Below are 20,524 nucleotides of genomic sequence, written 5' to 3' on the forward strand. Positions count from 1 at the left end.
AAACAAAATATGGTTTAAGAGTATTTATGTTAAGAAATAGAGATGATAATTAAATAAAGAATAAAAAACAGTGGTTAATGATGTGTTAATCTTGAAATAACCTCTTTTTGATTAGGGAACAAAGAAGTAAGCTCTTTTTCAGATTTAAGTTCAAAATCTTCAAAACTAAATCCAGGAGAAACTGTACAGCCAACTAAAGAATAAGAATTTTGTTCAATGACTTCAGCTCCAAACCAATAACCTCCAGAGACAACAAATTGTGGAATTTCTCCTTTACTTAAATTATTTCCTATAATATGTGTTTCATGTACTCCAGATTCTGAAATAGTATGTAGTTTAATAGGTGATCCGTCATAAAAATGCCAAATTTCATCTTGTTTTATCCTATGTAATGCAGAGAAATTATCTGAAGTTAGTAAAAAGTAAATACAAGTAGAATAATTTCTATTTCCTGTGTAGTTTTTTTCTAAACTATTATTATTTATTTTTCCCTCACTACGGTATGTTTCCCTAAAATAACCACCTTCTGGATGTGATTCTAGTTTTAACTCTTTTATTATTTTATCAATTTTTGTCTCCATGTTTGGTGTAGTGTTAAAAGTCAAGTTATGTTTTAAAAAAGTATTATTGATAAGAGGCTATTACAAAATCATTCATTTGATTAAAATTTTTAAGAATATCTTTTAATAAGGAAATTTGAACTTTGGTTCTTACTAGATTATGTTCTTGATATTCGATTTTATAATAAATATCATTATTTAAATAATCAGCTAAAAAACGAATGGCTTGTTCGTAAGTGATAATTTTTACCCCAAGCATTAAAGATTTTATTTCTTCATGTGTTATAAAATTTCTAGAAGCTTTAGCATATCCTTTCGTGAAAGCTTTAAATAAGTTTATATCTAAAGAAACTTTAGCTATGTTTTTTTCTCCTTCTGAAGCTGTATTCATACCTGTTCTTACAGCATCACCAAAATCGTAGGCTAAATAACCAGACATTGTTGTGTCTAAATCAATAATACAAATAATTTCATTGTTTTGGTTAAATAGAATGTTTCCTACTTTGGCATCTTGATGAATTGTACGTAAAGGTATTTTTTCTTGGTTTCCAAGTAAAATAATTTCATGCATTTCAGGGGCTAAACTTAACAAGTATTCTATTTCATCTTTAACTTTTGAAAGTTTATTATTTTGATTTTGTTGAATAGCTTTTTTTAGCTGCTCAATTCTGTTTGGGGTATTGTGAAAATTAGGTAATACTTCAAATAATTTAGGCTGTGGTAAGTCTGACAAAACTTGATGGTAGTTTCCAAAAGCTTTTCCTAAACTTTCAGCCTGTTTTTCATTATTTAGTGTTTCAATAGTTTTTGAATTGTTTATATAATTAAACATTCTCCAAAATGAACCATCTTTGTTTTTGTAATATCTCTTATCCTTTTTTGTTAGAATAATAGTTAATATTCTATCTGATTTATCTTTTGGTGTTCTAGATTGAATATGTGTTGTTATTCTAAATATATTTTCTGAAAGTTTATCAATATCTTTAAAAATATGATTATTTATTTTTTGGAGAATATAACAATCCTTTGAAGTAATAATTTTGTAAGTGGTATTTATATAGCCTGAATTAATGATTTCATGAGTTATAAAATCCCCCTTTATTTTAAAAGCTTGAATAATTGAAGTAATATCCATTATAAATTCCAAAGTTGTTTAGGGTATTCTCCAGAAGAAGTTAATTCTTTAATATTATTTTCAACTACTTCTTTATCTTCTTTATATGTCATTCCAAACCATTTAGAATTGGTTGGTAAAACTTTTACAGAACTTTTACTTTTGACTACTAAGTTATTTAAAACAAAAGGAAGATAGAATTCACTTTTTAACTCATGAATATTTTCTCTAAGAAAAGAGATAAAATCTTCTTCAAAAGAGGAGAATATGGCAGGAGTTAAACCAAACATATTCATAGAAGCAATTTCATTTGATTTTAAAACTGTTTCCGTATTGTTCTCTAGATAAACAATTGTGTGATCTTCTTTTTTTATAATATTGGTACGCTCAGTAATAGAGGTAAGGTTGTTGTTGTCAACTTCACAAATTCCTCTTGAAACACTTCCATTAGTCGATAAGGTGTTTTCAATACTATAGCCCACCATGCATTGTTTTGAAAGGTCCTCTTTTTTTAAAGAGGAAAGATATTTAGCCATAATTATGAAAGAATCACTACCATAAAAATCATCAGCATTTATTACTGCAAAATTAGTGGTAATAACGTTTCTTGCAGACCAAATTGCGTGGCCAGTACCCCATGGTTTTGTTCTTTTGGAAGAAGTAAAATCAAGAGGTAAATTTTGAGTGTCTTGAAAAACAAAATCTACATCAATTTGATTATTAAATTTTGCAATGACTTGTTTTTTAAACTCTTTTTCAAATTCTTTACGAATAACAAAAACAACCTTAGAAAATCCAGCTCTTTTTGCATCAAAAACGGAATAATCAATAATGGTTTCTTTGAAAGAATTAATAGGGCTTAATTGTTTTAATCCACCAAAACGGCTACCCATACCAGCAGCCATTACTAAAAGAGTTAAACTCATAGGATAGTGTTTTTAAATATCTCTCATAATTTCTAAAGGCGTATCTTTTTTCCATTGACCATTTGTAAAATCAGGTATAGGAATTGATAAACTTTTACTAGCTACTGAAATTTCAGAAAGCGGTGTGATAGCGCTCCACATAACACTATCGTAAGCATTAATATCTAACGGTAAACCAAGGTTCAAACATCTGATAAGTCGATACATCATTACAAAGTCCATTCCTCCATGCCCTTGTTTGAAACTTTGACTTATGGTTTTTAATTTTTTAATTATTGGGTGTGTATATTTTTTTGAATAGGATTGATAATCGTCTTTAGAAAGCCATTGATGCCCCCAATAAGCTAGCTCTTCTTTGTCAATATATAATCTGCTAGGATAACCATCATGAGTTGCTTTTGTTCCTACAACTTTATTTATTCTTGAGTATGGACGACCAGTATGAACATCAAACTGAAGTAAAATACTTTTACCTTTAGCTGTTTTAATCATGGTTGAATTCATATCACCACATTTAAAATTTGTGTATGGAGAATTTAGTCTTTTAGCAGTTTCACTTAAGTTAAGTTCTCTAGAGCTCATAGATGTTAGATGGTCAAAAGTATCTCCACGACCAATATTTAAATAAAAACTAATAGGGCCTAAACCATGAGTTGTGTAAAAATTACCATCTCTTTCAATGTGATGCTTTAATCGCCATTGATCTTCATAATAATCTGAACTCAACATGTGAGCTCTTAAATCGTGTAAATAAGCACCTTCAGTATGAGTGATATCTCCAAAAACTCCGTTTTCAATCATATTAAGAACAAATAATTCCTCTTCATTATAACAGCAGTTTTCAATCATAATACAGTGTTTCTGATTTCTTTCTGCAGCTTCTATTAGTTCCCAACATTCACTTAAAGTATAAGCAATTGGTACTTCACATGCTACATGCTTTCCTTGATTCATACCATATATACACATAGGTGTATGTAGTTCCCATGGAGTAGTAATTAATAATAAATCTATATCATCTTGCTTTGCAAGTTTTTGCCATTCGTTTTTATCTCCAAAGTATAAGTTTGGCTTTTTCTTTTGCCATTTACTTAAGCTATCAGCAGCCTTTTGAACTTTTTTCTCTTGTAAATCAGAAAGAGCTACTATTTCACAATATCCTTGTTTAGCAAGCCATTCATACATTTGTAATAGAGTGGTACCTCTATTACCAAGTCCTATAATTCCAACTTTAACTTTTTTTATAGGTGAAGCTTTAAACCCAAACAAATTCCCTTTAGTGGGTTTATAGGTTGCTTTAATTGCACCTAATAGAGCATCATTATCATTAGCATAAGATGAAAAAGGCATTGAAATAAATGCAGAAGCACCTAAGAGTGATTGAATAAAATTTTTTCTGTTCATGAGAATAGGAATTATATCTTGTTTACAGTTACATAGAAGTTGTTGTCTACAACAAGAGTTTTAGTGTTTGTTTTTAGTGTTTGCCATTTTTCAGTTGGCTTTAATGTACAAGCTTTATTGTTGGCTGTAACTTTAATAGCCATGTTAAAGCCTTTTACAACATTATTCCAACGGTATTTTAATTTATTATCAGTAATTTGATACTCAAAAACAGGAATTTTAACGGTACGTAAATATTGATCAAAAACTTTGGTTAAATCAATACCAGATTTATCAATCATATACTTTTCAACTTCTTGAGTAGTTACTGTTTTGTGATAAAACTTTTTATTTAAGCCACGTAAAATTTTACGCCATTTTTTATCATTATCTATTAATTGACGAATTGTATGAAGCATATTTGCTCCTTTGTAGTACATATCACCTGAACCTTCACTATTTACATTATATTGTCCTATAATTGGGATATCGTTTCTTATAGATCGTCGAGTACCAATAACATATTCAGCTGATGCTTTTTTCCCATAATAATAATCTAAGAATAAGTTTTCAGAATACGCGGTAAAGCTTTCGTGTACCCACATGTCAGCAATATCTTTATTAGTAATATTATTAGCAAACCATTCATGACCAGCTTCATGAATAATAATAAAGTCGAATTTTAATCCCCATCCAGTACCAGATAAGTCATTTCCTAGGTATCCTTGTTTATATTGATTTCCGTAAGTAACTGAACTTTGATGTTCCATGCCTAAATAAGGAACTTCTACGAGTTTAAAACTATCTTCGTAAAAAGGATATTTACCAAACCAATGTTCAAAAGCCTTCATCATTTTTGAAGCGTCTTTAAACTGTTTTTTTGCTTTTTCTAGATTATCACGTAAAACGTAATAGTTCATATCTAATACACCATCTTCACCGTCATATTTTTCTGAAAAATTCACATAATCACCAATATTTACATTAACACCGTAATTATTAATAGGATTCTTAACAAACCAATGAAAAGTAGTAGTGTTGTCATTGTGCTTTTCAACTTTTCTAAGTCTACCATTAGAAACGTTTGTTAAATTTTTAGGAACTCGAACACTTATAGCCATACTATCAACTTCATCATACATATGATCTTTATTAGGCCACCAAACACTAGCCCCTAATCCTTGGCATGAAGTTGCTACAAAGTGATTTCCATTCATGTCTTTTTTCCAAGAAAAACCACCATCCCAAGGAGCTCTTATAGCTTCTTTGGGGGTTCCTTCATAATAAACTATAATAGAGTTTGTAGTACCTATTTCTTGTTTTTCTTTTAATTGAATGAAATGAGCATTACCTTCTGAAGTAATCATAAGGCTTTTTCCATTTTGGGTAGCTTTTGTAATTTTTAAAGGAGCTTGTAAATCTATTTGTAGCCTAGAAGCAGGTTTTAAAACTTTATAAGTTACTTTGTTGTTACCTTTAATGAATTTTTTATCAGGATCAACTGAAATATTTAAATGGTAATAAGATAAGTCCCACCAAACTCTTTCAGGAGTAATGGAACCTCTTAGTGTATCTTGACGAGTAAATGTATTTGTGTGTTTAAATAAAGATGTTTGCGCAAAACTTAAAAAGCTTGCAAATATTAAGAAACTACTAAAAATAATTTTTTTGCACATAATTTTTACTGAAATTGAGTTGCTAATATAAGTTTTTAAAGTTTTTTTATTGACTTTAACTTTTGGATATTTGTCTAAAATTATATAGAATGTCAAAAGTTGTATTTATTACCGGAGCTTCTTCAGGAATAGGAAAATCTATAGGATTGTATTTGCATGGTAAAAATTATAAGGTGTACGGTACTAGTAGAAATCCGAGTAAAGTAAATGTTCCTTTTTCAATGGTAGCTTTAGATGTTACTCAGAAAGAATCTATTAAAAGAGCTATCGGCGAAGTGATTGGGATAGAAGGAAAGATTGATGTTTTGATAAATAATGCAGGTAAAGGAATCACTGGGCCAATTGAGGATACGCCAACTGAAGAAATGAAGTTTAATTTTGATACTAATTTTTTTGGAGTTATTGATGTAATTAAAGAGGTGTTACCTTCTATGCGGTTAGAGAAGAGTGGACTCATTATTAATACAACTTCAATAGCAGGTTATATGGGATTGCCATTTAGAGGAGTATATTCTGCAAGCAAAGGGGCTTTAGAATTGGTAACTGAGGCGTTAAGTATGGAAGTTAAGAGTTTTGGTGTACGAGTGGTGAATGTAGCTCCGGGTGATTTTGCTACAAATATTGCTGCTGGTAGATATCATACGCCGGTATTTGAAAATTCAGCGTATAAAGAAAAATATGCTGAGAATTTAGCATTAATGGATAGTCATGTGAGTTCAGGGGAAGATCCAATGATGATGGCAAAAGCTATTTATGAAATAATAAAAAGCAAGTCACCTAAAATACATTATAAAGTAGGAGGGTTTATGGAGAAATTTTCAATTATTTTAAAAAGAGTTTTACCTGATAAAATTTATGAAAAACTATTAATGAACCATTATAAATTGTAAATTTGTAGCGTATTAGAAGAAATATTTTTTTAGAAATAGAACACAACTTTTTAAATTATAAATAGATGAAATTTTTTATTGACACAGCTAATCTTGATCAAATTAAAGAAGCACAAGCTTTAGGTATTTTAGATGGAGTAACTACTAATCCGTCATTAATGGCAAAAGAGGGGATTACTGGAGAAGAAAATATTATTAACCATTATAAAGCGATATGTGATATTGTTGAGGGAGATGTTTCTGCTGAAGTAATTTCAACTGATTATGAAGGAATGGTAAGAGAAGGTGAGGCATTAGCAGCTCTTAATCCACAAATAGTAGTAAAATTACCAATGATTAAAGATGGTATAAAGGCATGTAAATATTTTTCTGATAAAGGTATTAAAACAAATGTAACATTAGTTTTTTCTGCTGGGCAAGCATTATTAGCAGCAAAAGCAGGAGCAACATATGTATCTCCTTTTATAGGTCGTTTAGATGATATATCTACAGATGGTTTAAACTTAATAGCCGAAATTCGTCAAATTTATGATAACTATATGTTTGAAACAGAAATTTTAGCTGCTTCTGTTCGTCATACAATGCATATCATTGATTGTGCTAAATTAGGATCTGATGTTATGACTGGACCTTTAAGTGCTATTTCTGGATTATTAAAACACCCTTTAACTGATATAGGTTTAGAAAAGTTTTTAGCTGATTATAAAAAAGGACAACAGTAATTGTTAGCTGAATTCTTTGAAAATGAAATATAAAGAAATCATATAAAAAATAGATTTCTAGATTAACAAATAAGAATTCCACACTATTAGTGTGGAATTTCTTTTTTAGTAATACTTTTGCACTCTGATGTATCCAAAAAAACAATTAGCACAATTAGTAATTTCAGCATGTCAATTTTATAATATTGGTACTGTTGTAATATCACCTGGTTCAAGAAATGCACCTTTAACAATAGGTTTTACTAATCATCCTGATGTGGAAACTTATAGTATTGTTGATGAGCGTTGCGCTGCGTTTTTTGCTATGGGAATAGCTCAACAAAAACGAAAGCCAGTGGCGATAGTATGTACTTCAGGCTCAGCATTACTTAATTACTATCCAGCAATAGCTGAGGCTTTTTATAGTAAAATACCTTTGTTAGTTATATCCGCTGATAGACCAAAGCACTTAATTGACGTGGGGGATGGACAGGCTATTAGACAAGAAAATGTTTTTGCAAATCATATTTTATATTCAGCAAATTTGTTAGAAGATACAAATGAACTGGGTCGTAATGCGGAAATGTTAAGTGAAGCTATAAGCACAGCAATACAAAAAAAAGGCCCGATACATGTAAATGTTCCTTTTGAGGAGCCTTTATATGAAGTTGTTGATGAGATAGGAGAGGTAATTAAGGATGAGGTATTGAAGGTATCTAAAGAATTAACATCAACTGCAAGGAATATCAACTATGAGTATTTTGCTGATATATGGAATTCAGCAGAACGTAAATTGATTTTAATTGGAGTAAATTACCCTTCTGATGAGTTGCAAAGTATTTTAAGTAAGTATGCAAATGATGAGTCTGTTTTAATAATGACTGAAACAACGTCTAATTTATATGGTTCAAATTTTGTAAATAATATAGATGTATTAATTACTCCACTTAACGAAAAATCTTTTGAAGCTTTAAAGCCAGATGTTTTAATTACATTAGGTGGAATGGTTGTGTCAAAAAGAATAAAACAATTCTTAAGGAAGTATCAACCAAAGCATCATTGGCATATTGATAAACTTGAGAAATTAGATACTTATTTTTGTTTAAGTGAGTTTGTACAAGAAGTGCCAGAGATGTTTTTTTTAGAGTTAATTAATTACAAGAAAAAGATATCAAGCAGTTATAAAGAACACTGGTTAGAGATAGAAAATAAGAGAATAGATAGTCATGAAAATTTTGTAAAAACTATTTCTTATTCTGATTTAGAGGTGTTCAATGTATTGTTAAAATCTTTACCAAATAATTGCCAATTACAATTAAGTAATAGTTCAGTTATTAGATACACACAATTGTTTAAATTGAATCCAACATTACGAGTTTTTTGTAATAGAGGAACTAGCGGGATTGATGGAAGTACTAGTACCGCAATTGGAGCTGCATTAGCAAGTAAAGAACAAACCGTATTTATTTCTGGAGATATTAGTTTTTATTATGATAGTAATGCTTTATGGAATAGTTATGTGCCTAGTAATTTTAGAATCATTATAGTAAATAACTCAGGGGGAGGAATTTTCAAAATAATACCAGGGCCTCAAACAACGAATGCGTTAAATTATTTTGAAACACCACACAGTTTAAATGCTGAATATTTGGCAAAAACATATGGTTTTGAATATGAATCAGTAACGAATATAAAAGAGTTAGAAAATAAGTTATCTGGATTTTACAGTGATTCACAAAAACCGAAAATTTTAGAGATATTTACACCTTCAAGTGTAAATGATAGTATATTAAAAAAATATTTTAAAAATTTATAATGGATTTAAAAATAGGAGATAAGGTAGATTTAGTAATTGGTACTGAAAGTCATTTAGGATATACAGTATTAATAAATGAAGAATTTGAAGGATTACTTTACAGAAATGAAGTTTTTACTGAATTAGAAGAAGGGTTTAAAACTGTAGGTTACATAAAAAAGATTCGTGAAGATGAAAGAATTGATGTTTCACTACAACCTCAAGGTTTTAGAAATGTAATAGATGCTGATGTTGAAAAAATTCTGAATAAATTAGAAGAAAAAAAGTTTCTTTTATTGACAGATAAAAGCTCTCCTGAATCAATTAAATTTCATTTACAAATGAGTAAAAAAGCATTCAAAAGAGCTATTGGTAGTTTATATAAGAATAAAAAAATTGTTTTAAAAGAAGATAGAATAGAATTAAGTTAAGATATTATTTATCCTCCTCTTTTTCTTCTTCTTCATTATCTTCTTCAGGAAGATTTTCTTCATCTGGTTTTTGACTACCCATTAAATCATTCACTCGCTTTATGTTTTCATAAAAAGAGTCAGTGTTAGGATCTGATGGATTCATTTTTCCATAAGCGGCTTTGTAATAAAAATCTGCTTTTTCATAGTCTTTACCAAGTTCATGAAATTTTCCTACATAATAATCTCCTAAATGTAGGTCTGGATATTTAATCATAACAAAATCACCTAAAACTCTTAAGTAGTCACCATCCATTTTGTCCATAACAATACCTTCAATAGCGTAAATATCATCTAATCTTACATTTAAATTAGCGCCATATAAATATTGAATGTCTAAATATTTTTTCTCTAAATATTTTATTGCATCAAGAGGATCTAAGTCTTTTACGTTTTTTTCATATTCACCTTTAGATATTTTGGAGTATAAAGAAAACATATTTGTAAAAGCCCTAGGTATAGTTTCACTAATGGTGGCTAAAAAACTAGGAGAGCTTTCAAATTTATCAAAGTTTACATGAAAGTTTTCAGCATTAAAAGAAGATAAGAAAGTTCCGATTTCGCTATATCTATCATATAACTCTTCTGTTGTTTGTTTTTTAGAGTTACTAGCATATATGTAGTAGGTATTGTCTATTTTTCCAAGTCTGCTAAGTGTATATGAATTGATGATTTGAGGAGCATATTTTGCAAATTCAGGGGTAGCACATATGTAGGCATTAAAAATAGGTTCAGGTTCTTTTAAAAAATGAGTTAAAAAATTAGCTCCTTTTCCTTCACCTGTAATAGACATAAAAGGTGATGTTTTAAAATTGGCTTCCATATAAGGAATTAATTCATGCTTAATAAAGTTATAAAAATGAGAAGATCTACTAGTTAGCATATTAGTAGCTTCTACTATGGAAATATCTTTAGCGTACGTTTTTTCCATATCAATACCAACAACTATTTGTCTTGGAGCTTTGTCAACATTGGCAAACAATTTCGCGTTTCCAACATATAAATCAAATAAATATTGATTACCCAATACAATAGCTAGTGGGTAATTAGCAGTTAAATCTTTTTTGTAGTTTTTTGGAAGGTAAATTTTAAAACTTCTTTTTCGTTTCAATTCTTTAGAATCGATAGATTTAGTAATGACTTCCTGGGAAAAAGAAGAAAATGAAATGCAAAAAGCAAATACAAGAGACAGATATTTCATAGGGATTGGTTTATTAATACTCAAATATAAAAAAGAAAATAAAGTTATTATGCTATTTTTGCTTTATATAACGATAATAGTTTGAAATTATGATACAACCTCAATGGGAAACCGCCAAAGAGTACGAAGATATTACGTATAAGAAATCACACAATGTTGCAAGGATAGCATTTAACAGACCTAATGTGCGTAATGCATTTCGTCCACATACAACATCTGAATTGTTAGATGCATTTAATGATGCACATGAAGATACTAATATTGGAGTTGTATTATTGTCAGCTGAAGGGCCATCAACTAAAGATGGTGTTTGGAGTTTTTGTTCAGGAGGAGATCAAAATGCACGTGGCCATCAGGGATATGTTGGAAAAGATGGGTATCATCGATTAAATATTTTAGAAGTTCAACGATTAATTCGTTTTATGCCTAAAGCTGTAATTTGTGTAGTTCCAGGTTGGGCAGTAGGTGGTGGACATAGTTTACATGTTACTTGCGATTTAACTTTAGCAAGTAAAGAACATGCTATTTTTAAACAAACAGATGCCGACGTAACTTCATTTGATGCAGGATATGGCTCTGCATATTTAGCTAAAATGGTAGGGCAAAAGAGAGCTAGAGAGATATTCTTTTTGGGTAGAAATTATTCTGCGCAAGAAGCTTATGAAATGGGAATGGTGAATGCTGTTGTACCTCATGATGAGTTGGAGCAAACAGCATTTGATTGGGCTCAAGAAATATTAGAAAAATCGCCAACATCAATTAAAATGTTAAAGTTTGCAATGAATTTAACTGATGATGGAATGGTAGGACAACAAGTATTTGCTGGTGAAGTTACACGTTTAGCATACATGACAGATGAAGCTAAAGAAGGACGTGATGCTTTTTTGGAAAAGAGAAAGCCGAACTTCCCTAAAACATGGATCCCTTAAAATTAAATTAACTTGTTGTTATAAATAAAAATGATGAAGTAATCTCATTTTAAAGGTTGCTTCGTTTTGTTTGTAATGACGTTTTGTTTTATAGAATGAAAATAATTTGTATAGGGCGTAATTACGCTAAACACATAGAAGAATTAGAGAATGAGAAGCCTGAAAGTCCAGTGGTCTTTTTAAAACCTGATTCTGCAATTTTACCTAAAAAAATGCCTTTTTTTATACCGCCTTTTTCAAATGACATTCATTATGAAGTTGAGGTGTTGGTAAAAATAAATAAAGTAGGGAAGCATATTTCACCAAAGTTTTCACCTAAATACTATGATGAAATAGGTTTAGGTATCGATTTTACTGCTCGTGACGTGCAGGCTAAATGTAAGGAAAAAGGATTACCTTGGGAAAAAGCAAAGGCATTTGATGGAAGTGCTGTTATAGGAAACTTTTTCCCAAAAGAAGAATTTGATATAAATAAGTTATCTTTTCAGCTTAAAAAAAACAATGAAGTAGTTCAAGAAGGAAATACACAATCTATGTTATGGAAGATTGACGAGTTAGTAAGTTATGTTTCTCAATATTTCACATTAAAAAAAGGAGATGTAATTTTTACTGGTACACCAGCTGGTGTTGGTAAAGTAGAAGAGAATGATGTGTTAACAGGAATTATAGAAAATAAAGAAGCATTTCAAATAAAAATTAAATAAAAAAAGAAAGTTATGTTAGGATTAGTATTGCTCTATTTTATAGGGAAAAAGTTTTATGAATTAGCAGATGAGTATAAAATGAATAAATGGGGTTTTGCCATATTGGGAGTTGTTGTTTATTATACAGGAGCTTTTATTTTTGGTATTGCCTTAGGTGTTTATGCAGTAATAACTGAATCTGATTTTTTAGATACTACAAATGATTTAGTATTAGGGATAATAGCAATGCCTTTTGGACTTTTGAGTTGTTATGGATTGTATTATTATTTAGAGAAAACGTGGAAAAAGAAAAAACCATTAGAAGATAAAATGATAGATCAAATAGGGAATAACTAATTTCTTATTTCAATTTAAACCACTTTATAGCTTCAGCAATACCTACTTCAATAGGTGTTTGTTTAAGCTTTATTTTTTGTGTAGCTTTTTGGTTTGAGTAATAATTATGTACACATAATGTTTTTACATTAATGCTTGATAAATCTGTTTTCACCTTAAAAAAACGAAGTAGATCACCTAAATAACCAATAGAGAATAATAGTAATTTAGGAATTTTAATAAAATAAGATTTTTGATTTAGTTGTTGAGTAACTTTTTTATAAAAGCTTAAATATGATAAATTTTCACCAGATAGAATATAGGCTTCCTTATGTTCGCCATGAATTATTGATTGAATAACTGCTTTAGCTGCATCAATTACATTAATAAAACTTTTTCCTCCTGGAGGATAAAAAATAATTTTCTTTTTATAAGCACTTAAAACCAACCTTCCAGAACTAGGTTTTGTGTCGTAAGGGCCAATCATAAAAGTTGGATTTAAAATTACAAGTTTTGTATGCTGATTTTCTTCAGATAAATTTAAAAGCGCATCTTGTCCTTCCAATTTACTTTTAGCATACAAAGATTTTGTAAAAGGGAAAGAAATAGCTTTCGTTTCGTTTCCTAGATTGTTTAATGAACCATAACCAAAACAATTAGCAGTACTAACGTAAATAAAAGTTTTGATATTATTTTTAATTGCATTTTTATATAGGATTTCAGTGGCTGTAGCATTTACTTTCTTGTATACATTATAATCAATAATGTTTTGATTAGTTAATGCAGCAACATGAATAATACAATCTGTGTTTTTAAGAAGTTCAGTATAAGATTCAACTTGGGTAATATCACCAATTTGTAATTGAAGATTTTTGTTTGGTTCTAATGTAAAACTGTTTGAATTTCTTAGAAAGCCAATAACTTCATTGTTTTGTTGAAGTAGTTGTTGTATGATATTTGTAGCTAATAAACCATTAGCACCAGTAACTAAAATTCTCATTTAAACCTCAATTTCTTTTTTTATAGCTTTACTCAATAATTTTATTTTGGTATTTAAGGGTAAAATTTTTAAGATTACCTTGCTTAGTTTATTTAGTTTACCAGGTATAACTCTTTTTTTACTTTGAAGCATTTTCTCAATACTTTGAAATGCCATTTCATGTAAACTTACTACTCCAGATTTTACAAAACCACTTTGTTTTTCTATCCTACTACTCACCTCATTATTTGTTTTCATTGGTCCAGGATATACAACAGAAACAGAGATATTGAATTCTTTTAATTCTTCTCTTAAACCTAAAGAAAAATAATCAATAAATTTTTTCGAAGCAGGATATACGGTTTTATAACCAATAGGGCTAAAAGCAGCCATACTAGATACATTTAAAATGTAACTCTTAGTATTAGATGCTAAATTAGGAATAATTAATTTGGTAATGAAAGAAGTAGAAATGATGTTTAATTGAATAATTTTCTCAATATAATCTAACGAGGCTTCTGTTATTTTTTTTGAACCTCCACAACCTGCATTATTAATTAAAATAGAAATATTATAATTATTAGCCCAATCACAAAGATTTATAATATTGTTTTTAACAGTTAAATCTGTTTCATAAAACTTAACAATAACGTTAAATTCATTTTCTATGCTTTTTGAACTAGAAGCTAAATTTTCATTTGGTAATGAAACTAATAGTAAATTATAACCACGGCTAGCAAGCTCCTTAGATAAGTACAATCCTAAACCTTGACTTGCACCCGTAATCAAAGCAAAACTATTTTTCATAAGTAAGTTTTTTTTAAAGACATAAAAGTAAAAACTTTGTTACACTTTATGGCATAAATATTAGTTATATCTTTGTGAAACAAAAGTTAAATAGATTTATTTGAACGCAGAAATAATTACCATTGGAGATGAAATTCTCATCGGGCAAATAGTTGATACTAATTCACAATGGATAGGTCAAGAATTAAATAAAATAGGAGTTTCAGTATATCAAATATCTTCTATACAAGACGAAAAGCAACATATTTTAAACGCTTTAAAAGAGGCAGAAGAAAGAGCCGATATTGTTATTATTACAGGAGGACTTGGGCCAACAAAAGATGATATAACTAAAAAAACAATTGCAGAATATTTTAAAGATACCAAGGTTGTTGAATATTCAGAAGTTGTAGATAATATAAAGAGGATTTTTAAAAAGGTTAACCATCCATTTAATGAGGTGCAGAAATATCAGGCACAATTACCTTCAAAGGCAACATTATTAATGAATCAATTAGGAACAGCTCCAGGTATGTGGTTTTATGAAAACAACACAGTTTTTGTCTCGTTGCCAGGAGTGCCTTATGAAATGAAAGGATTAATGACTAATGAAGTGTTACCTAAATTGCAAAAAGAATTTAGCTTGCCTTTTATTTTTCATAAAACAATTATGACTTACGGAACTGGTGAAAGTGTGATTGCTGAAAGAATAGAAGATTGGGAAGAGAATCTACCTTCATTTATAAAATTAGCTTACTTACCTTCATTTGGTAGGGTGCGCTTAAGGTTGTCTGCTAAGGGAGAAAACAAAGCGTTTTTAGAAGAAACGATGTCAAAAAAAGTTCAAGAACTTAAAAAATTAATACCAGACATTATTGCAGGGATTGAAGATGGAGCTTCTATAGAAAAAAGAATAGGAGATTTATTAAAAGAAAGAAAACAAACACTTTGTACAGCAGAAAGCTTAACAGGAGGAAAGATTGCTTCAACAATTGTTTCTGTAGCTGGTTCTTCTGCTTATTATTTGGGGAGTTTTATTACCTATACTGCTAAATTAAAAGAACAATTATTAGATATATCGAAAGAAGTCATTGAAAATCATTCTGTAGTAAGTGAAGAGGTGGCAAAACAAATGGCTTTAGCAGCAAAAAATAAATTAGAAACTGATTATGCTATTGCTGTAACTGGGAATGCAGGACCGACTACTGATAATAATGATAAAAGTGTAGGGGTAGTGTATATAGCAATTGCGAATAATAAAGGTATTGATGTTCAGGAGTTTAATTTTGGTCAGCCGAGAGAAAAGGTAATAAATAGAACGGTAACTAAAGCGTTAGAATTATTGCAAAAAAATATTATGAAAAAATAACCTATAATATTTTGTTTAATTCTGTTAAAAGTTCGTATATTTGCACCTCGTTTAGAAATAACACTATAAAACTGTCAAGAAGATGTCTAGAGTTTGTGAATTAACAGGAAAAAAAGCGATGGTTGGTAACAATGTATCACACGCTTTAAATAGAACTAAAAGAAAGTTTAACGCTAATTTAATGACTAAGCGTTTCTATATTCCAGAAGAAGATAAGTGGGTTACCTTAAAAGTATCTGCTTCTGCATTAAAAAATATTAATAAAAAAGGAATCTCTGCTGTGATTAAAGAAGCTAGAGAAAAAGGTTTCTTAACTAAATAATTCCTTACTTAGATAAAATTTTACAGAGATGGCAAAAAAAGGAAACAGAGTTCAAGTAATTTTAGAATGTACTGAGCATAAAGGTACTGGTCAACCAGGAACTTCACGTTATATTACTACAAAGAACAAAAAGAACACTCCTGATAGAATGGAATTAAAGAAATTTAATCCAATCTTAAAGAAGATGACAGTTCATAAAGAAATTAAATAATTAGAGATTTAAAATATCAAGTATTCGTATTTGAAGTTTTAAAAAACAACCAATAACCTATAGGACATGGCAAAGAAATCAGTAGCAACTTTACAAACAGGTTCAAAAAGATTAACCAAAGCTATCAAAATGGTAAAGTCTCCTAAAACTGGAGCTTACACATTTGTTGAAGCTATTATGGATCCTACACAAGTAAATGACTTTATAGCTAAAAAGTAATTCTTGTTTACAGTTTATAAAAAAGCTACTTTCAAATTTTGAAGGTAGCTTTTTTTATGTATTAAAAAACTGTACTTTTGAGCATTACCCTTCGAGTTAAGTTTTATTATATCAAAATATCTTACTCTTAACACGAAAAGTAATCGTATAAAATGACAATTTGACCATATACTATGTTTGGTATGGTTTTTAACCTAGTATAAGCGATTATAAAATTTAACTATGAGTTTTTTTAAGAAAATTTTTTCAAAAGAGAAAAAAGAAACATTAGATAAGGGCTTAGAAAAAACAAAAACAAGTTTTTTTTCTAAGTTATCAAAGGCTGTTGCTGGTAAAGCAAAAGTTGATGATGATGTATTAGATAATTTAGAAGAAGTTTTAGTTTCATCTGATGTTGGTGTAGATACTACATTAAAAATTATAGAAAGAATAGAAGAACGTGTAGCTCGTGATAAATATTTAGGTACTGAGGAATTAAACCAAATTTTACGAGACGAAATAGCAGGTTTGCTTTCTGAAACGAATACAGGTGATGAAACTGATTTTACAATTCCCGAAAATAAAAAGCCATATGTATTGATGGTTGTAGGGGTAAATGGAGTTGGGAAAACAACAACGATTGGTAAATTAGCTTCACAGTTTAAAAAGAAAGGTTTAAAAGTTGTATTAGGAGCAGCTGATACTTTTAGAGCAGCAGCAATTGATCAGTTACAAGTATGGGCTGATAGAACAGATGTACCTATTATTCGCCAAGAAATGGGGTCAGATCCTGCTTCTGTAGCATTTGATACGGTAAAGTCAGGGGTTAATCAAGACGCTGATGTTATTATTATTGATACAGCAGGACGTTTACACAACAAAGTTAATTTAATGAATGAATTAACTAAAATTAAACGTGTTATGCAAAAGGTAATTCCAGATGCACCACATGATGTATTATTAGTATTAGACGGTTCTACTGGTCAAAACGCTTTTGAACAAGCAAAGCAATTCACTAAAGCGACTGAAGTAACATCTTTAGCAGTTACTAAATTAGATGGTACCGCAAAAGGTGGGGTAGTTATAGGGATATCTGATCAATTTAAAATACCTGTTAAATATATTGGAGTTGGAGAAGGTATAGATGACTTACAAGTTTTTAACAAGCATGAATTTGTAGACAGTTTTTTTAAATAAAAACATTAAAATATAAAATAAAAACTCCCATTTTTTGGGAGTTTTTTATTTTTATACAATATTGATATGTTGTTAAATACTTTGTCATACACTAAATTCAACGATTTTTTATTTCCAAAACTGCTTCTATTTGATTTTTATTGGTGATTCAATTTTATGTTTGACCTTGTCTTTTTTTAATTACTAATATTTTAGTTAGAATTATACAAGTAAATTAAAATGATGTAATAAAGTAAAAGAACTTTATGTTAATCTTTCTTTTGTTTTATAGAGGTAGTTCTTATAATTAATTTTCCATAAATAGATTGTTAATCAGAGTCATAGGTGATTTCAAAAAATGGTTGTCCAGTTTTGATTTAAGTTAATGTCTTTATTCATGTGAAAGTAAATTTTACATGTTTTTTTCTAATCATAATTATAAGACTATTCCTTATTTTAAAATAGTTCTGATGAATTCGGTAACCAGTTTATGAGGTGAGTTAAAAGTAGAGTTATCTTGTGGAACAAATAAAGTGGCAATGAAAAACGGATGTTTTTCAAGTTCTACAATTCTTGCTTCATTATGAATATCACTTCCTACAATTTTAAAACCATTTTTATCAAATAAATTTTGATAATCTGGGTTCAAACCGAAATTACAATAATACTTTTCTTTAATAACACGTTTTTGATAGATAGAAAAAACCTTTGATTTTTCATTTATAATCTCAATTTCTAAAGGATCACCTTTTAAGTCACAAGAAAGAGGATCTACAACTAATCGAGAAGCATATGGATCATATTCTGCATGCTCTGCATCTTTTAAATCAAGAACATTTCGAGCATATTCGATTATCATATGTTGAAAACCCCCACAAGTTCCAAATGTTGGTATATTATTTTTTCTGGTGTATTCAATTAAGTCAATTGCTCCTTTCATACTCTTATACGGACTTCCTGGTGCAATCCAAAAGCCTTGAAATTCTTTCAAAATTAGCTCCATATTTTTTTCAACAGTTTCAGTAGAAATCCATTTTGATTCAAAATCTTGATCAATAATTGAACGTGAGTGTTCAATAGCTTGATTTGTGGCTACATGTGATCTGAAGTTTTCATCGAATTCTCCAATGATTGCGATTTTCATTTTTTTAAATGTTTTAATATTTTAATAGTTATGAGACTTTCTAAGTACAAAGCTAGCCTTGTTATTTATTAAAATCTTGTAAAATATTGCAACTTTTAAAATATGAAATTGGAGTTACACCTACGTAATTTTTAAAATATTTAGAAAAATGACTCTGATCATAAAAGCCAGATTCGAGAGCAACATGACTAAGTTTTACATTTTGAGATATTAATATTTTTGACTTCTCTATTCGTTTTTGCAATACATAAGAAAAAGGAGTCATTCCTGTAGATTTTTTAAATGCTCGAATAGTTTTGAACTTGTTTATTCCCAAAGATTTTGAGATATTATCTAGGTTTAATTTAGTGTCAAATTTTTCATCTAGAATATGTTTTAATTCGTTAATGGAATTCTGGTGTACTTGCTCTTGTTCTTCTGTATTGGTAGCATAGTTTGTAATAAGATGGGAGAGGATTCTCTTAAGTTGATGTTCTAAATTTCCAAAAGAAGTGTTTTCAAAAGAGTTAAAAAATGATTTGATTAGATTAAAGATAAAGTCATCTTGCAAAGTATAATATTTAAAACGAATGTTTTTGCATTTTGATATCCAATATAAAGAATAAACATATTTTACAACATCTGAATTTACGTACATCATTTTATATTTCCATCCATTTTCATCCAGTGCATAGTTTGCGTGAACTTCATTTGGATTAATCATAATAATAGAGTTAGAAGGTACGATTAAATTATTTTTAGCGAAGGATAATATTTGTGATCCTTCTTCAAGTATACCTATACAATAAGCATTGTGAGAATGCATAGGGAATTTTTGATTTACATATGAGGCTGATAATAACTCCATATTATCAAAGCTATTGAGTTTGTATATATTGGCTATATCTTGTTTCTTGTTTTTAATAATCTGTATTTTTATTTTTTAATAGTAAAGAATGTTTTCGTATATTAATAATAGGTTATTATTCAAATTAAAAACAAAGATAGAAGAAAAGAACAGAATGTTAAGTTTAGTTCTCCTCAGCTCTTTTATAGGCTAATAACTTTTTATCATAAGAGGATTGATTAAGTATTAAAACTAAAATATACCATTAACCTGTATAGAAATTCATAACCATGGTTTTTATACAAGTCTATTGAAAATGATGTAATAAAGTAAAAGAACTTTATGTTAATCTCCTTTTTGTTTTTGTTCAGTATGATTTTGATTCCCATAAATCATTTTATCGTCATCATAAACAGCGTTAGACATTCCAAGCATAAATGCAGTAATAATTAAAAGGAATTTTCTTTTTATCCAATGAGTTAGCCGCTTAGATTTACCCAAGTGAGTTTTATTTTTTTGTTTATACATTATAGTTATGATAAATAATTAGACATTTGTTTTATCATTTTATGCACTTAAGCATAAATTATCATAGAAAAGTAAATCAGTTCTATGCTATGTATAAATTTGAATAATGATTACTTGATGTAATTATTTTCCTTAAAAAAACGTGTAGAGCACTTCTTGAGCTTGTTTTTTGGTAAATATCAGTTTGTAATTTAAAAATAAGTTTAACTTGAATATTAAAAGTATATTTTAAAGCACAGTATGTAGTGTGTACAAAGGATAATATTCTTCTAGATAGAATATGCGCAGAGTAAAGATATAATTTCGTTCGCTTATAGTTAA

Annotated in this window: 23 protein-coding genes; 12 read left to right on the forward strand and 11 right to left on the reverse strand. The window is 29.1% G+C overall.

Annotation, left to right across the window (positions count from 1 at the left end):
• Positions 1 to 74: 74 nt before the first annotated feature.
• The 5 genes from ACKTTQ_RS01785 to ACKTTQ_RS01805 are packed head-to-tail and all read right to left on the reverse strand — an operon-like array spanning position 75 to position 5,659.
• Entirely contained in the window at positions 75 to 581 is a 507-nt protein-coding gene (locus ACKTTQ_RS01785; RefSeq protein ID WP_408048247.1) for a cupin domain-containing protein, read from the reverse strand.
• A gap of 43 nt (positions 582 to 624) precedes the next feature.
• Positions 625 to 1,695 (reverse strand): phosphotransferase enzyme family protein, encoded by a 1,071-nt coding sequence (locus tag ACKTTQ_RS01790; protein WP_408048248.1) that lies wholly within the window; start codon positions 1,693 to 1,695, stop codon positions 625 to 627.
• Positions 1,695 to 2,600 carry a sugar phosphate nucleotidyltransferase gene (locus ACKTTQ_RS01795; RefSeq protein WP_408048249.1) on the reverse strand — a complete coding sequence of 302 codons (906 nt, stop codon included), beginning with the start codon at positions 2,598 to 2,600 and terminating at the stop codon, positions 1,695 to 1,697. Before ACKTTQ_RS01795 ends, ACKTTQ_RS01790 begins: the two co-directional genes overlap by 1 nt.
• Positions 2,601 to 2,612: 12 nt before the next feature.
• On the reverse strand, positions 2,613 to 4,004 hold the full coding sequence (locus tag ACKTTQ_RS01800) for a Gfo/Idh/MocA family protein (protein WP_408048250.1): 1,392 nt from the start codon (positions 4,002 to 4,004) through the stop codon (positions 2,613 to 2,615).
• An 11-nt stretch (positions 4,005 to 4,015) separates the two neighbouring features.
• Positions 4,016 to 5,659: a M1 family metallopeptidase gene (locus ACKTTQ_RS01805; protein WP_408048251.1), complete on the reverse strand. Its 1,644-nt coding sequence runs from the start codon at positions 5,657 to 5,659 to the stop codon at positions 4,016 to 4,018.
• An 89-nt stretch (positions 5,660 to 5,748) separates the two neighbouring features.
• Here ACKTTQ_RS01805 and ACKTTQ_RS01810 point away from each other — a divergent pair, with 89 nt between their 5' ends.
• The 4 genes from ACKTTQ_RS01810 to ACKTTQ_RS01825 all read left to right on the forward strand — a co-directional run bounded on the left by ACKTTQ_RS01810 (position 5,749) and on the right by ACKTTQ_RS01825 (position 9,476).
• Positions 5,749 to 6,549, forward strand: a complete 801-nt coding sequence (locus ACKTTQ_RS01810) for an SDR family oxidoreductase (RefSeq protein ID WP_093868843.1) — start codon at positions 5,749 to 5,751, stop codon at positions 6,547 to 6,549.
• A gap of 65 nt (positions 6,550 to 6,614) precedes the next feature.
• Positions 6,615 to 7,271, forward strand: a complete 657-nt coding sequence (gene fsa, locus ACKTTQ_RS01815; RefSeq protein WP_093868842.1) for a fructose-6-phosphate aldolase — start codon at positions 6,615 to 6,617, stop codon at positions 7,269 to 7,271.
• A gap of 127 nt (positions 7,272 to 7,398) precedes the next feature.
• Positions 7,399 to 9,066: a 2-succinyl-5-enolpyruvyl-6-hydroxy-3-cyclohexene-1-carboxylic-acid synthase gene (gene menD, locus ACKTTQ_RS01820; RefSeq protein WP_408048252.1), complete on the forward strand. Its 1,668-nt coding sequence runs from the start codon at positions 7,399 to 7,401 to the stop codon at positions 9,064 to 9,066.
• The gene (locus ACKTTQ_RS01825) at positions 9,066 to 9,476 is read left to right on the forward strand and encodes a S1 RNA-binding domain-containing protein (protein WP_093868840.1); all 411 of its coding nucleotides are present in this window, start codon (positions 9,066 to 9,068) and stop codon (positions 9,474 to 9,476) included. Before menD ends, ACKTTQ_RS01825 begins: the two co-directional genes overlap by 1 nt.
• Positions 9,477 to 9,480: 4 nt before the next feature.
• Here ACKTTQ_RS01825 and ACKTTQ_RS01830 read toward each other — a convergent pair whose 3' ends face one another.
• Positions 9,481 to 10,716, reverse strand: coding sequence for an alpha/beta hydrolase-fold protein (locus ACKTTQ_RS01830; protein ID WP_299135365.1), 1,236 nt, complete (start codon positions 10,714 to 10,716; stop codon positions 9,481 to 9,483).
• A gap of 89 nt (positions 10,717 to 10,805) precedes the next feature.
• On the opposite strand from ACKTTQ_RS01830, the gene ACKTTQ_RS01835 reads away from it, so the two are divergent.
• From ACKTTQ_RS01835 to ACKTTQ_RS01845, 3 genes are all read left to right on the forward strand, one after another.
• Positions 10,806 to 11,645: a 1,4-dihydroxy-2-naphthoyl-CoA synthase gene (locus tag ACKTTQ_RS01835; RefSeq protein ID WP_093868838.1), complete on the forward strand. Its 840-nt coding sequence runs from the start codon at positions 10,806 to 10,808 to the stop codon at positions 11,643 to 11,645.
• 95 nt (positions 11,646 to 11,740) lie between these two features.
• Complete coding sequence (locus ACKTTQ_RS01840) at positions 11,741 to 12,349, forward strand: fumarylacetoacetate hydrolase family protein (protein ID WP_093868837.1); 609 nt, start codon at positions 11,741 to 11,743, stop codon at positions 12,347 to 12,349.
• 12 nt (positions 12,350 to 12,361) lie between these two features.
• A complete protein-coding gene (locus tag ACKTTQ_RS01845; RefSeq protein WP_093868836.1) occupies positions 12,362 to 12,685 on the forward strand; it encodes a hypothetical protein in 324 nt (107 codons plus the stop codon).
• 4 nt (positions 12,686 to 12,689) lie between these two features.
• On the opposite strand, the gene ACKTTQ_RS01850 is transcribed toward ACKTTQ_RS01845, so the two are convergent.
• A complete protein-coding gene (locus ACKTTQ_RS01850; protein ID WP_299135366.1) occupies positions 12,690 to 13,664 on the reverse strand; it encodes an NAD-dependent epimerase/dehydratase family protein in 975 nt (324 codons plus the stop codon).
• Positions 13,665 to 14,450, reverse strand: coding sequence for an SDR family NAD(P)-dependent oxidoreductase (locus ACKTTQ_RS01855; protein WP_299135367.1), 786 nt, complete (start codon positions 14,448 to 14,450; stop codon positions 13,665 to 13,667). It abuts the gene before it with no gap.
• A 100-nt stretch (positions 14,451 to 14,550) separates the two neighbouring features.
• Between ACKTTQ_RS01855 and ACKTTQ_RS01860 the strand changes: the two genes are divergently transcribed.
• From ACKTTQ_RS01860 to ftsY, 5 genes are all read left to right on the forward strand, one after another.
• Positions 14,551 to 15,798, forward strand: coding sequence for a competence/damage-inducible protein A (locus tag ACKTTQ_RS01860; RefSeq protein WP_408048253.1), 1,248 nt, complete (start codon positions 14,551 to 14,553; stop codon positions 15,796 to 15,798).
• 82 nt (positions 15,799 to 15,880) lie between these two features.
• Positions 15,881 to 16,120, forward strand: coding sequence for a 50S ribosomal protein L28 (gene rpmB, locus ACKTTQ_RS01865; protein ID WP_020082122.1), 240 nt, complete (start codon positions 15,881 to 15,883; stop codon positions 16,118 to 16,120).
• 28 nt (positions 16,121 to 16,148) lie between these two features.
• The gene (gene rpmG / locus ACKTTQ_RS01870; RefSeq protein WP_093868832.1) at positions 16,149 to 16,331 is read left to right on the forward strand and encodes a 50S ribosomal protein L33; all 183 of its coding nucleotides are present in this window, start codon (positions 16,149 to 16,151) and stop codon (positions 16,329 to 16,331) included.
• A gap of 66 nt (positions 16,332 to 16,397) precedes the next feature.
• Positions 16,398 to 16,550, forward strand: a complete 153-nt coding sequence (locus ACKTTQ_RS01875; protein ID WP_093868831.1) for a DUF4295 domain-containing protein — start codon at positions 16,398 to 16,400, stop codon at positions 16,548 to 16,550.
• 222 nt (positions 16,551 to 16,772) lie between these two features.
• Positions 16,773 to 17,726: a signal recognition particle-docking protein FtsY gene (ftsY, locus tag ACKTTQ_RS01880; RefSeq protein ID WP_093868830.1), complete on the forward strand. Its 954-nt coding sequence runs from the start codon at positions 16,773 to 16,775 to the stop codon at positions 17,724 to 17,726.
• Between the two features lie 430 nt (positions 17,727 to 18,156).
• Here ftsY and ACKTTQ_RS01885 read toward each other — a convergent pair whose 3' ends face one another.
• The 3 genes from ACKTTQ_RS01885 to ACKTTQ_RS01895 form a co-directional block, all read right to left on the reverse strand.
• Positions 18,157 to 18,849 (reverse strand): CTP synthase C-terminal region-related (seleno)protein, encoded by a 693-nt coding sequence (locus ACKTTQ_RS01885; RefSeq protein ID WP_408048254.1) that lies wholly within the window; start codon positions 18,847 to 18,849, stop codon positions 18,157 to 18,159.
• Between the two features lie 61 nt (positions 18,850 to 18,910).
• Positions 18,911 to 19,696 (reverse strand): AraC family transcriptional regulator, encoded by a 786-nt coding sequence (locus ACKTTQ_RS01890; protein WP_299135371.1) that lies wholly within the window; start codon positions 19,694 to 19,696, stop codon positions 18,911 to 18,913.
• 324 nt (positions 19,697 to 20,020) lie between these two features.
• Entirely contained in the window at positions 20,021 to 20,203 is a 183-nt protein-coding gene (locus ACKTTQ_RS01895; protein ID WP_093868827.1) for a hypothetical protein, read from the reverse strand.
• Positions 20,204 to 20,524: the final 321 nt, after the last annotated feature.

This window comes from Tenacibaculum halocynthiae (assembly GCF_964512825.1).
Classification (GTDB): domain Bacteria; phylum Bacteroidota; class Bacteroidia; order Flavobacteriales; family Flavobacteriaceae; genus Polaribacter; species Polaribacter halocynthiae.

Excerpts from the sequence above, each read along its gene's own strand:
- ACKTTQ_RS01785 (WP_408048247.1), bottom strand. The coding sequence starts at position 581 with ATGGAGACAAAAATTGATAAAATAATAAAAGAGTTAAAACTAGAATCA.
- ACKTTQ_RS01790 (WP_408048248.1), bottom strand. The coding sequence starts at position 1,695 with ATGGATATTACTTCAATTATTCAAGCTTTTAAAATAAAGGGGGATTTT.
- ACKTTQ_RS01795 (WP_408048249.1), bottom strand. The coding sequence starts at position 2,600 with ATGAGTTTAACTCTTTTAGTAATGGCTGCTGGTATGGGTAGCCGTTTT.
- ACKTTQ_RS01800 (WP_408048250.1), bottom strand. The coding sequence starts at position 4,004 with ATGAACAGAAAAAATTTTATTCAATCACTCTTAGGTGCTTCTGCATTT.
- ACKTTQ_RS01805 (WP_408048251.1), bottom strand. The coding sequence starts at position 5,659 with ATGTGCAAAAAAATTATTTTTAGTAGTTTCTTAATATTTGCAAGCTTT.
- ACKTTQ_RS01810 (WP_093868843.1), top strand. The coding sequence starts at position 5,749 with ATGTCAAAAGTTGTATTTATTACCGGAGCTTCTTCAGGAATAGGAAAA.
- fsa (WP_093868842.1), top strand. The coding sequence starts at position 6,615 with ATGAAATTTTTTATTGACACAGCTAATCTTGATCAAATTAAAGAAGCA.
- menD (WP_408048252.1), top strand. The coding sequence starts at position 7,399 with ATGTATCCAAAAAAACAATTAGCACAATTAGTAATTTCAGCATGTCAA.
- ACKTTQ_RS01825 (WP_093868840.1), top strand. The coding sequence starts at position 9,066 with ATGGATTTAAAAATAGGAGATAAGGTAGATTTAGTAATTGGTACTGAA.
- ACKTTQ_RS01830 (WP_299135365.1), bottom strand. The coding sequence starts at position 10,716 with ATGAAATATCTGTCTCTTGTATTTGCTTTTTGCATTTCATTTTCTTCT.
- ACKTTQ_RS01835 (WP_093868838.1), top strand. The coding sequence starts at position 10,806 with ATGATACAACCTCAATGGGAAACCGCCAAAGAGTACGAAGATATTACG.
- ACKTTQ_RS01840 (WP_093868837.1), top strand. The coding sequence starts at position 11,741 with ATGAAAATAATTTGTATAGGGCGTAATTACGCTAAACACATAGAAGAA.
- ACKTTQ_RS01845 (WP_093868836.1), top strand. The coding sequence starts at position 12,362 with ATGTTAGGATTAGTATTGCTCTATTTTATAGGGAAAAAGTTTTATGAA.
- ACKTTQ_RS01850 (WP_299135366.1), bottom strand. The coding sequence starts at position 13,664 with ATGAGAATTTTAGTTACTGGTGCTAATGGTTTATTAGCTACAAATATC.
- ACKTTQ_RS01855 (WP_299135367.1), bottom strand. The coding sequence starts at position 14,450 with ATGAAAAATAGTTTTGCTTTGATTACGGGTGCAAGTCAAGGTTTAGGA.
- rpmB (WP_020082122.1), top strand. The coding sequence starts at position 15,881 with ATGTCTAGAGTTTGTGAATTAACAGGAAAAAAAGCGATGGTTGGTAAC.
- rpmG (WP_093868832.1), top strand. The coding sequence starts at position 16,149 with ATGGCAAAAAAAGGAAACAGAGTTCAAGTAATTTTAGAATGTACTGAG.
- ACKTTQ_RS01875 (WP_093868831.1), top strand. The coding sequence starts at position 16,398 with ATGGCAAAGAAATCAGTAGCAACTTTACAAACAGGTTCAAAAAGATTA.
- ftsY (WP_093868830.1), top strand. The coding sequence starts at position 16,773 with ATGAGTTTTTTTAAGAAAATTTTTTCAAAAGAGAAAAAAGAAACATTA.
- ACKTTQ_RS01885 (WP_408048254.1), bottom strand. The coding sequence starts at position 18,849 with ATGAAAATCGCAATCATTGGAGAATTCGATGAAAACTTCAGATCACAT.
- ACKTTQ_RS01890 (WP_299135371.1), bottom strand. The coding sequence starts at position 19,696 with ATGGAGTTATTATCAGCCTCATATGTAAATCAAAAATTCCCTATGCAT.
- ACKTTQ_RS01895 (WP_093868827.1), bottom strand. The coding sequence starts at position 20,203 with ATGTATAAACAAAAAAATAAAACTCACTTGGGTAAATCTAAGCGGCTA.